Consider the following 11,296-nt stretch of genomic DNA (forward strand, 5'->3'; position numbering starts at 1 on the left):
AGAGGTGTAGAAATATGAAAGACAAAGGCAATAATCAAGCCAAAATCGACCATATGTTGTTTTGGCCTCCATTGCTGGCGATTGTACTACTTTGTGCTTGGATCGTTTTAAATCCGGAAACAGGTAATAAAGCCGTCAACAGTGTCTTTGCTGTGGTAACCGGTAAGCTTGGCTGGACTTATGAGATATTTGTCCTGGCTAACATTGGGCTGATTCTTTACTTTATTTTCGGCAAATATGCCAAAAAGAGATTTGGGGATGAATTGCCGGAATTCAGCACCTTAACCTGGCTGGGAATGCTCTTCACAGCCGGTACCACCGGCACCATATTTTTTTGGGCCACCATTGAATTTTATTACTTTCTCTCCGGGCCACCCTTTGGCATTGAGCCCTTTTCCCCTGAGGCCTGGGATTGGTCCATGGCTTACAGTCTCTTTAACTGGGGAATAGGGGGGTATGGACTTTATGTAGCAATTGGAGTTGTTTTTGGCTATTTTTTCTTTGTTCAGAAGAAAGAGGTTTTTCGCCCCAGTACGGCCTGTGAAACTTTCTTAGGTAAACATGCGAGTGGAATTGCCGGCAAGGTCATTGACATCTTCTATATGATTGGAGTTATAGCAGGGGTTAGTACCTCAATTGGCTTAGGAACTCCAATTATTAGTGAACTAATTACCAAGATATCCGGCATTCAGCATACCCTGGGTTTGGATGCAGCCATCATCGTTATCTGGACGATTATATTCACGATTTCCGTATATTCTGGTCTGGAAAAAGGTATTGCTTTTCTCAGTAATGTCCGGGTTTATTTGGGATATGGTTTGTTGATTTTTATTATACTTGTTGGGCCAACAACATTCATGTTAAACAATTTTTTTGATGCCTTAGGAATTTCCCTGAATAATTTTATGCGGATGAGTTTGTATACAGATTCCCACCTGCAGACCGGATTCCCCCAAGGTTGGACCATTTTCTTCTATGCCTGGTTTATGTCCTTTGCCCTCAGTACAGGTATCTATCTGGCACGCATATCCAAAGGACGTACTGTGCGCGAATTTGCCTTGGGAGCTACTTTTTCCGGAGTATTAAGCGCTTATCTCTATTTTGCTGTGCTAGGCAACTACAGTATTCAGATCTTTAATGACCAGGTTATAGACGTAACAAAAATCTTTAACGATTTTGGAGCCCAGAGAGCTGTTGTTGAAATCTGGAATACGCTGCCATTAAGTATGATTATTCTGCCAATTTTTGTAGTTTTGATTTTTATCTCAACCGCGAATGTTATTAATAGCGTGGCCTATACTTTAGCAATGGTTTCGTCAAAAGAACTGAAGTATGGAGAAGAGCCAGGTAAATTGAGCAGGATAGTCTGGGCAGTCATTCTTGGCTGTCTAAGCCTTACCTTAATGTTTTTAGGTGGTCTTAAACCACTTCAGACATCGGCTACAGCCGGATCTTTTCCTACAATGATCATTATGGGTTTAATATTCTATGGATTTCTGAAGGAACCTAAACAGTGGGATTAAGAATTGTTAAGTCCTGGCTAAAAATCCGTGGGAATGATCAGAAGACATCGATGATTTGAAGAATAAAAGGCATTTAAATTCAAGAGAAATGGGAGGAAATAATAATGAGCGATTTCACTAAGTTAGCAGAGGCCGTCTTTCGAGGAGACTTTGGCAGTGCCGGGCAAATCACCAAGGAATTTATCGATAATGGGACGGATCCCTTAGCAATCATCAACCAAGGATTAATCGCAGGTATGGATATCGTAGCACCTAAGTTTAAAGCAGGAGAGATGTTTGTGCCCGAAGTAATGATGGCTGCCAGAGCCATGGCTGTGGGCATGGAATTACTGAAGCCTTTGATTAATGATGTGGATATTCCTTCTAAAGGAACCGTCATCATTGGAACTGTAGCCGGGGATCTTCATGACATCGGTAAAAACTTAGTAGCCATGATCTTAGAAAGCGGCGGCTTCAAGGTAATAGATTTAGGTGTCGATGTCTCGACAGATAAATTTGTTGAGGCAGCAAAAGAATATAATCCCCAAGTCATTGGAATGTCTGCTCTTTTAACGACAACTATGATTGCCATGAAGGATACTATCGATGCCCTTAAAGAAGCAGGTTTACGCGAGAACATAAAAGTTATTGTGGGTGGTGCGCCTTTGTCCCAAGATTTTGCCAACCAAATTGGTGCAGACGGTTATGCCTCGGATGCTATGTCCGCCAAGGAACTATGCGAGAAACTCGCGGTTTAGCAGAATGAATACGGTTCAGGTAGTAATATAACTGCCTGAACCCTTTTCTTAAAATGAGCCATTTAATGAAAAAAATCAGAAAGCGGGTTAAGAAATGTTAATTATAGGAGAACTTATCAATACGAGTAGAAAAGCGATTAAAGAAGCCGTCAAAATGAAAGATGCCAATTATATTCAACAAGCGGCCAGAGAACAGTTAGAAGCTGGAGCTAACTATATTGACGTCAACTGTGGAACAATGGTTAATAACGAAGTTGAGATCATGGAATGGCTGGTTAATACTGTACAGGAAGCAGTTGAAGCTCCCCTCAGTATTGACAGCCCTGATCCGAAAGTCATTGCGGCCGGTTTAAGACTTGTTAAATATGGCCAGCCCATGATTAATTCCATTTCTGATGAGAAGGAACGTTTTGAGAGTATTTTACCATTAGCAGTTAAATACAATCCTAAAATTGTCGCCTTATGCATGGATGATACCGGAATGCCGGAAACCGGCGAGGATCGCCTGCGAGTGGCCAAGAGTCTTTATCAAAAACTTACTGAAGCCGGTGTTCCTGACGAAAATATTTACTTTGACCCGCTGGTTAAGCCCATTAGTGCCGTGGAAAAAGCCGGTATCGAAGTATTAGAGTCGATAAAATTCATTAAACGATCATACCCTAAGGTGCATTTTACTTGTGGTCTCAGCAACGTTTCCTATGGACTTCCCAACCGTAAGATATTAAACAGGTTATTCGTCGTACAGACCATGACCATGGGTATGGATGGTTATATTCTTAATCCAACTGATAAAGAGATGATGGGAGCAATTTATGCTTCTCAGGCCTTATTGGGCCTAGATTCCTATTGTATGAATTATTTAAAAGCTCATCGTAAAGGTCTATACGAAGCTTGATAAGTAGCTCAAAGCAAGCAATGAGAATTGGTCTGGCATGCTGTTTGCTGCCGGCATGGGTGTCGGCCTGGTGTTCTGGGGCGCAGCATCCTTGGGATTTGTATGCCGTGGTTGCCCTTTCCCAGGCATACTTTCAATTCCGCAAAAGTCTGCCTGGCCTAATCAGTTCCACTCTCTACCCACTAATTGGGGAAAGAGGTATCAGAGGCCCTATTGGCAAATTTATTGATGCCATTGCAGTTATCGTAACTCTATTTGGAGTTGCAACTTTCCTCGGGCTGGGTGCCCAACAGCTTACCACAGGAATGAATTTTCAATTTGGTATTTCTAACACCACCACTGTAGCGGTTCTGTTAATCGCAATTATCAACTTGTGTGAAGAACCTTGTCAAACTGTCTGTCCGAGACGAGAAATGGATGGGGCGATATCAACCAGTAACGCTTCGGCGAGAGAGTGGCACAGCGGGAAAGTCCGTTGGGCCATCTGTTTTTGCGCAACCTTTTTTGTTGACGATGGAACAAAAACGTGATACATTATTGTTACACCGTCAACAAAAAGGAGAGACCACATGAATCAAGCGCTGAGAATCTTAGACATTTTTATGAAAGTACAGGAGAACTCGGACTTACTCCAACATAAACAAGAGGGACTGTTGGCTGAACTCAGCATTGCAGAAGTCCACTGTATTGACTGGATTGGTATGATTGACCATCCGAATGTCACAAAAATTTCCGAAAAGATGGGCCTGACGCGGGGAGGCATCAGCAGAATCAGCAAAAGGTTACTGGGTAAGGGCTTAATAGAGAGCTACCAGGAGCCGGACAATAACAAAGAAATTTATTTTCAACTGACTGAGCGCGGAAAGACTGTCTATGACCAGCATAAAAAAATTCATAACAAAGCCAGAGAAGAGTGGTTGGCCTTTTTAGATCACTACAGCGACGATGAGCAAGCAACATTATTACGGTTCTTTACAGAAATTAGCGCTCTATTTGACAGTGAATTGGCTGATCAGATGGAAGAAAATTAATGCTGTTTCACGAGGGAGAATAGATATTATACCCTAAAACACCGAACCACATGGAATGCATCCGTTGCGGCAAGTGCAAAAAGAATTGCCCGACCAAAGCCATAACATCGGTATTTTTGAACCCCAGTGCCGATAGCCTTGAACGCTAAAATCAAAACCACAGCGAGAGTCATTGAATCCAAGAAGTAAGCCATTGGTAAAGAGAGCGATCCTGGATTAAAGAAAGAGAAAGAAAGAAGGGGCAACATGCTAAAGAATATACTGTCTCGTTTCACCAAAAATGCAGAAGAGAAGCCGAAAATAAATCCAGTCACAGCTCTCTATCAGTATCAGATTAACGCTGAGGAATGCCGGAGCTGCGACCGATGTAGAAAAGTCTGCAAGGTCGGGGCGATCAGCGGAGAACGTGGCCAAGCGGTCTATGTAATCGATGAAGAAAAGTGCATAAAATGCGGAACCTGTGTGAAATGGTGCAAGTATAAGGCAATACAAAGGTTGGATTCTGTATAATCATTTTCACTAAATAGTTAATCCTGAACGTAAGAAGCAAACGCCAATAATGGTGTTTGCTTCTTACGTGTTGCATCCCCGACATATCGGGCAAAAGCCACGCCGTGACACTGACGAAGAAATTCGCAGTTATTGGGTAAAGTGCAATAGGTAGTCCATCTATGGTATAATCTAGTTGTTAATATGTGTAAAAGAGGGTGATTGATGGATGACCTTAATGGAAAATAGACTTATTTCTTATGAAGATCTTCTTAAACTAAGAGAAGAGACAGATGATAAAGCGGAGTTAATCGATAATGTTGTATATATGACGCCAGCCCCAACACCTATGCATCAAAAAATATGTTTTAAAGTAGCTAAGATTTTGGATGGGTACGTTGCGGACAAAAGTTGCCAGATGTTGCAGGGAGTTAATGTCAGGCTTTACGATGAGCAGAAAAGAAAAATCGGGGATGTAATCCCTGACATTTCAGTATTTTGTCAGTATAAGGATCTTAATGTAACTTTTATTGAGGATATCCCCACAATCACCGTTGAAATCGTTTCGCCATCTACAGTTTATGCTGACAATATTAAGAAGGCGGATCTATATAAAAGAGCTGGTGTCAAGGAATATTGGATTATCGATCCTAAATCAAAAGTTATCATTGTTTGGAATTTCAATACTGATGAGCAGATAATCTATGGTGAAATTGCTCATTCCTATTTATTTGAGGGATTAAGCATAGAATTAGAAAATCTCTTTACTTAATTTATTGCATTTGCTAAATTTGTTATTTTGATGATTGGTATGTTTAACTTTTAGAGCTTTAGATATTCACAGAAATGAGAACTAACTTTTGTTTTTCAATTTTAGTTAATGGCTCTATAATATGTTTTGTACTTAAATCGATGTCAGATACCACATTGTTCTCATATGCTGCTAAAACAGTAACTGAATTAGTCATTAGCAAACCAACACTTAGAACTAAACCTAACAATCCATTAGCTATTATTTTTTAGGGGCGAACGCCTTCCGATCATTTGTTACTTTCCGGGTATTGATGATCTGGGGGCGTTTTTATTTAAAAGGAAAACTGGGTTGTTTTTCCCAAAATGTGTCTTAATGTATAATTTCGTTAAAATGTTGGTATGACCAGTAAAAATTGACCGACTGGCAACTTATATGATATAATAAAGTTGTCAGTAAAAAAAAGGGAGCTCATTTATCTCTTCTGCACGCTCTTAGGCTCAATCGAAGCTGTTTTGACGTCGTTCAAAAAGTAAATTGCCTTAATAAGGAGGAAAAATAATGATCCGAGCATTGATATTTGATTTTGACGGGACGGTAATCGATACGGAGACTGCTTGGTATGTTGCATTCCGAGACGCTTATAAGGAATATGGTGTCGAGTTGACGCTGGAACAATATTCTCAATGTATTGGTACCAGCCTGAATTTTTTCAATCCATATGAATACCTGGTCACAGATCTTCATCTACCTATTGATTTAGACAAGTTTAGAATATCCGTTCAAACCTGCCACGCAAATTTGATGAAAACGGAGCAAGTACGCCCAGGGATTGTGCATTTCTTAAAGTCGGCCAGGGATCAAGGCTTGAAAATCGGGCTCGCATCCAGCTCAAAATTGGACTGGGTAAATCGCTTTCTGGATAGACTGGAACTTCGCGATTACTTTCAGTGTATCCGTACAGCGGATGACGTAATGCATGTGAAGCCACATCCCGAATTGTACTTGCAAACCCTGAACGGTCTGGGGATAGACGGCCACGAGGCGATTGCCATTGAGGATTCGCCAAATGGATACAGGGCAGCGATTACTGCTGGTCTGCACTGCGTGGTTGTACCCAACATCATCACACAATCACTCAAATTCGGTCCGGTTTTACACACAGCCCTATCCTTGGAAGAATTTGATTTCAAACAATTACTAGCTAGCTGTTCGGAGTGTGCACCAGATAAATTAGCATAACCAAAATTGCACTTCCCCAGGTAACTCAACCAGAAAGGAGACATGATATATGAAAGCTGTTCATTTTGGAGCAGGAAATATAGGACGGGGTTTCGTCGGGCTATTGCTATCCCAGTCCGGATACGAGGTATGCTTCATAACTCGAAATCAAGAAAAGGTGAATCTCTTAAGGCAACTCAAACAATATACCGTCACCTTGGCGAACGAATTATCACAAACTATCACAGTGAATAATGTCACTGCCCTCAGCGTTCATCAACACGAGGCGGTTGCCGAGGTTATAGCCACAGCCGATTTGGTTACCACTGCCGTCGGTGCCGGAAATCTGGAGGCTATTGCGGCTTCTATCGCCAGAGGCATAGAACGGCGTCTTAGCAAAAACCCAAGGCCACTAAACATCATGGCCTGTGAAAATGCCATAGACGGTAGCACAAAACTTAAGGAGTATGTGTTTTCCCATATCAGCCCAGAATTATATGATGACGCAAAACGCTACATCGCTTTTCCCAATGTCGTGGTGGATAGAATCGTTCCCGCATTTACGGATTCCCATCCTCTCGCCATCAGAACGGAACCCTTCTTTGAATGGGTGATCGATGGATCTGCCGTTTTGGGTGAGTTACCACCCATCACTGGTGTCCAATATGTTGAGTCCCTCGATCCGTTTGTAGAACGCAAGCTCTTCACCTTGAATACAGGGCACTGCAGCGCCGCGTACCTTGGATATGCAGCAGGTTATCAGACCATTCAACAAGTGATGGGTAATCCTTTGCTGCGGGAAAAGATTCGTCTTGTCTTGCAGGAAACTGGTAACCTGCTGATACAAAAACACGGGTTCAACCGCAATGATCACAAACGATATGTTCAGAAGATCATGCAGCGCTTCGCTAATCCCTTCATCGTGGACAAAATTGAGCGTGTTGGGCGCAGCCCAATCCGCAAGCTCTCCCCGGACGAGCGCCTTGTCCGTCCGGCGATGGAAGCTCATGGGCATAATCTGGCCACCTCACACTTAACAAAGGTTATGGCCGCCGGACTAATGTTTGACCATGCCGATGATGCTCAGGCGACCACTATCCAGACGATGATACAGGAAAAGGGCGCTGACGCAACCATTACAAAGTATACGGGAATTCCAAGAAAACACCCCTTACACGAAAAGGTTCTCCGGAGCTATCAGCAGTTCACTCGGACGGTTTCCCATGCGGCCATTTCTCTGTAATAAACAGATAATCACGTGGTAAAGGGTTGTGAGCAGGCCGAAAAACTGCAACAGCATCTTGAAAGAGATCCTTTGTGCGATGGTTTTCTCGAAACAGTCCAGATAAGGACACAGACAAAGGATTGGGCGGAAGAGATAGTATTTAAGCATTTTTGGCTAACACGATATCCTCCGCTTTACCAGTCTGACTATAGTGGAACAACTCTGCTTCAATGTTTACGGTATTCGCCATCATTGGCTCCTGTATCATAGCGGCTTTCAGTTTAAGTCCCAATTTTCCCATGGGTTCGTCAGGTTTCATGAAAACGCTCAGAGCACTGTTCTTATGAATTGCTTCCGCATCCAGCCACCGCTTGCTATAAAACTGAAGGGAGATATCCTCCTCACACTCATACTCAATAACCGGATAGCACATTCCTTTAGGGCACATTCCAGAAAAGCGCTCCTCAAATTCCGCTTTACTCCGGGCCAGTTCCTCCGGGGATACTTGTTCCTTCAGCCGAGGATTATCAAATGTCTTCGACATCTCCACCCACATGTCCCAGAGGGTAACGCTGTTAATCTTTACCCAATGCTGCTTTCCGCTTCCCTTGTCTGTAAAGTACAGCTTTTCTTTATACTCGCTGCCGACAGTCAAAGTCACAGGCATTTCCACCAGATGGCGTGCTCTGTCCTGGCGCATGGAAAAACGGATAGGTACTTCTGTATCAAACGCCGGAATGGCGTCATAGGTACCCACGAATGTCAGATTGGTCAGAAACATGGCACCCATATCCTTGGTATCAATACCCACGGGACTCCAGCCCTTTAAGAGAAATTGGGTAAACAACGCTACCTTATCCCACTGCTTTGTCCCGCATTTGCCGCTGCCGCTTTCATTGCTCGTCAGTTCCAAGTCGCCGAAGCAGACTTTTTCCACGCTGTCAAAACGCAAGGTAGGTTTCAGATTCCTGTCACCCCGCTGTTCGATGCGGTTAGTAATTAATTCCCCAGGGGAAGCGGTCAATACTGCAATTTCTGCATTCTCCAGCTTTTCCCGATACCCCTGGTCATATTGCAAAATCAACATCTGCAATTTACCATCGTCACGGCGCACCATACCCATGATATGACAGATTACACCGTCGAGCTGGGCATTCCTGCTGATGACGGCCAGTTCCTTGATTTGGGATAATTGGTTTTCTAATACTTGAAAATTCATGGAAATCTCCTTTATGATTTTAGTGGAGATTGTCGCATATCGTTATGACATTCTATGCTGAATCATTCAACTGTTAAATGAATCCTTGCATAGAAGTTATTTACATTCAGTTTAGCATAGCCGATCATGGGATCCAAGCAAGAAAATCAATACATAAAAGTTTTGTCAATTCACCACGCATTGCGTGAATGCTTCCGCATTCGAAACAGATTAGTTACACGTCTCGATCAAATATTCTGAAGGAATATTTACCCAACCCTTGACAAATACACCCAGTCAGTATAATATAACGGTGTTACATAACGTTGTTATATAGGCGGTGCTGAGGTGGGCGGCGATGATTTAACTACATTGCAGAAAATAATGGCTGAGGGTAAGAAAGAATTTTTGGGGAAAGGCTTTAAAGATGCTTCCTTGAGAAACATTGTGAAGCGTGCAGGTGTTACTACAGGAGCGTTTTACGGCTATTATCCGGATAAGAAAGCGCTCTTTGAGGCATTAGTGCTGCCTGCTGTGAATGGACTGAGGGAAATGTTTTTATCGGCACAGGAGGAATTTGATCACTTACCGGAAGCTGCTAAAAAGGAAAATGTCTATGATTATTCATCTGAAGAGGTCAAGAAATTCATTGCCTATATCTATGATCATTTTGATGAATTAAAGCTGCTTATTTCCTGTTCAGAAGGGACGGCCTTCTCGGATTTTATCCATAATCTGGTAGAGATCGAGGTAGAATACACCTTGAGATTTCTTGAATCCACAGGGAACGATGCGCTGACTTCCGGCAGGGCTACACCTGAACTGCTGCATATTATTTCAAGTGCTTTTTTTTCAGCGATATTTGAGGTGGTAAAGCATGACATGTTAAGGGAAGCGGCAGACAGCTATATAGAGAGTCTAAGGCAATTTTTCACGGGGGGCTGGAAGAGCATTTTAAATCCTTAGCAATCTTCTGATAAGGCTTCTGGATTCAAAAGAAAACAATGAGGTTCTATGAACCTCAAAAAAATTGCCATAAAGTTAGATTCTTCTAACAATATAGCAAAGCAAGCTGACAGAAGAAATTGATTGCATAAATCGACTGCCGGGAAACACTATTAGGCCGTTTTTGGTGAGCTTCAACTGCAAATATTGGCGGTGTTAGGGGAAGTAGCGTTATTGACTCATGGGGACAGCATGTGGTCACCGATTGCTAAAAGAAGGGCAAACCCTATTCGCTAAACGAGCTTGCCCTTAGGCTGGACCCAGACAAGTCCGAAAGAGATGACGGCTGAAACAGGGAGAGGTCAGCATGCTGACCAGAGACATGGATGTGGATATCAGAAAATAGAAGGAGAGGAAAGGACGTGACAAGGAATGTACCAGAATTTGCAAGGGGTACCTGAAACCCTGTTGATCCCTTTATGGGCAAGAGCAGCGGAGACAAAGGAGAAAAAACCGATTATTCGAGATGAAAAGGCCGTTGAAATGGTAGGAAAAATCGACTATGACTTCTCAAAATTCAAGGGTTCATGGCTGACCCAAACAGGTGTTGCTGTCAGAACAGAAATACTGGACAAGGAAGTGAAAAAGTTTATTCAAGAGCATCCTGAGGCGGTGATCGTTAACATAGGCTGTGGTTTGGATACCCGGTATTTAAGAGTGGATAACGGAAGAATCCGTTGGTATGACCTGGACCTTCCCGAGCCTATGGGCATCCGCAAGAGCTTTTTCAAGGAAAGCGGGAGATACAGGATGATCGGCAAATCTGTGTTTGATTATTCATGGGTGCAGGATGTTCAGACTGAAGGAGCCCAAATTCTGTTTCTGGCGGAAGGCGTATTTATGTACTTCACAGAGCAAGAGATAAAGGAACTGATGAAACATCTGATCAAACTGTTTCCCGGTTCTCATCTGCTTTTTGAAATGTTTCCGCGCTTTCTGGTGAAATTTGGCGGCAAGCATGAAACAGTCCGTAAAACGGAAGCCAGATTTCAATGGGGAATTAGAAGCGGAAGGGATATGGAGCTTTTACATCCTCAAATCCGCTTTATTGAAGAATGGAATTTTTTTGATTTTCATCGCGATAGATGGAAATGGATGGGCTGGCTGGCTTTAATTCCTGCCATCAAAAATAATTTCAACGATAGAATCGTCCATCTAGTCTTTTTGTAAAATAACCCATTCTGTACTTCTGCATCCACAGCCCTAAAGATTGAAAAGGAG

At 42.7% G+C, this 11,296-nt stretch carries 13 protein-coding genes; 12 read left to right on the forward strand and 1 reads right to left on the reverse strand.

Features of this window, described 5'->3' with window-relative positions; all coding sequences use genetic code 11:
- Nucleotides 1–14: 14 nt before the first annotated feature.
- From caiT to LJE72_RS19265, 10 genes are all read left to right on the forward strand, one after another.
- Complete coding sequence (gene caiT, locus LJE72_RS19225) at nucleotides 15–1,523, forward strand: L-carnitine/gamma-butyrobetaine antiporter (RefSeq protein WP_229249614.1); 1,509 nt, start codon at nucleotides 15–17, stop codon at nucleotides 1,521–1,523.
- Nucleotides 1,524–1,627: 104 nt separating this feature from the next.
- Complete coding sequence (locus LJE72_RS19230) at nucleotides 1,628–2,260, forward strand: cobalamin B12-binding domain-containing protein (protein WP_229249615.1); 633 nt, start codon at nucleotides 1,628–1,630, stop codon at nucleotides 2,258–2,260.
- 94 nt (nucleotides 2,261–2,354) lie between these two features.
- On the forward strand, nucleotides 2,355–3,155 hold the full coding sequence (locus LJE72_RS19235) for a methyltetrahydrofolate cobalamin methyltransferase (protein WP_229249616.1): 801 nt from the start codon (nucleotides 2,355–2,357) through the stop codon (nucleotides 3,153–3,155).
- Nucleotides 3,152–3,685, forward strand: coding sequence for a BCCT family transporter (locus tag LJE72_RS19240; RefSeq protein ID WP_449508555.1), 534 nt, complete (start codon nucleotides 3,152–3,154; stop codon nucleotides 3,683–3,685). The genes LJE72_RS19235 and LJE72_RS19240 overlap by 4 nt, the downstream gene beginning before the upstream one ends.
- 39 nt (nucleotides 3,686–3,724) lie before the next feature.
- Entirely contained in the window at nucleotides 3,725–4,186 is a 462-nt protein-coding gene (locus tag LJE72_RS19245) for a MarR family transcriptional regulator (protein WP_229249617.1), read from the forward strand.
- A 50-nt stretch (nucleotides 4,187–4,236) separates the two neighbouring features.
- Complete coding sequence (locus tag LJE72_RS26810) at nucleotides 4,237–4,335, forward strand: 4Fe-4S binding protein (protein WP_396391497.1); 99 nt, start codon at nucleotides 4,237–4,239, stop codon at nucleotides 4,333–4,335.
- A gap of 97 nt (nucleotides 4,336–4,432) precedes the next feature.
- Entirely contained in the window at nucleotides 4,433–4,696 is a 264-nt protein-coding gene (locus tag LJE72_RS19250; protein WP_229249618.1) for a DUF362 domain-containing protein, read from the forward strand.
- A gap of 208 nt (nucleotides 4,697–4,904) precedes the next feature.
- The gene (locus tag LJE72_RS19255; RefSeq protein WP_229249619.1) at nucleotides 4,905–5,447 is read left to right on the forward strand and encodes a Uma2 family endonuclease; all 543 of its coding nucleotides are present in this window, start codon (nucleotides 4,905–4,907) and stop codon (nucleotides 5,445–5,447) included.
- A 540-nt stretch (nucleotides 5,448–5,987) separates the two neighbouring features.
- Nucleotides 5,988–6,668 carry an HAD family hydrolase gene (locus LJE72_RS19260; protein ID WP_229249620.1) on the forward strand — a complete coding sequence of 227 codons (681 nt, stop codon included), beginning with the start codon at nucleotides 5,988–5,990 and terminating at the stop codon, nucleotides 6,666–6,668.
- 49 nt (nucleotides 6,669–6,717) lie between these two features.
- Entirely contained in the window at nucleotides 6,718–7,890 is a 1,173-nt protein-coding gene (locus LJE72_RS19265) for a mannitol-1-phosphate 5-dehydrogenase (RefSeq protein ID WP_229249621.1), read from the forward strand.
- 142 nt (nucleotides 7,891–8,032) lie between these two features.
- Here LJE72_RS19265 and LJE72_RS19270 read toward each other — a convergent pair whose 3' ends face one another.
- Nucleotides 8,033–9,091, reverse strand: a complete 1,059-nt coding sequence (locus LJE72_RS19270; RefSeq protein WP_229249622.1) for a hypothetical protein — start codon at nucleotides 9,089–9,091, stop codon at nucleotides 8,033–8,035.
- A gap of 327 nt (nucleotides 9,092–9,418) precedes the next feature.
- Here LJE72_RS19270 and LJE72_RS19275 point away from each other — a divergent pair, with 327 nt between their 5' ends.
- Nucleotides 9,419–10,036: a TetR/AcrR family transcriptional regulator gene (locus tag LJE72_RS19275; protein WP_229249623.1), complete on the forward strand. Its 618-nt coding sequence runs from the start codon at nucleotides 9,419–9,421 to the stop codon at nucleotides 10,034–10,036.
- A 411-nt stretch (nucleotides 10,037–10,447) separates the two neighbouring features.
- Nucleotides 10,448–11,245: a class I SAM-dependent methyltransferase gene (locus LJE72_RS19280; RefSeq protein WP_229249624.1), complete on the forward strand. Its 798-nt coding sequence runs from the start codon at nucleotides 10,448–10,450 to the stop codon at nucleotides 11,243–11,245.
- The last annotated feature ends 51 nt before the right edge of the window (nucleotides 11,246–11,296 follow it).

The organism is Desulfosporosinus shakirovi (assembly GCF_020595055.1).
Taxonomy (GTDB): domain Bacteria; phylum Bacillota; class Desulfitobacteriia; order Desulfitobacteriales; family Desulfitobacteriaceae; genus Desulfosporosinus; species Desulfosporosinus shakirovi.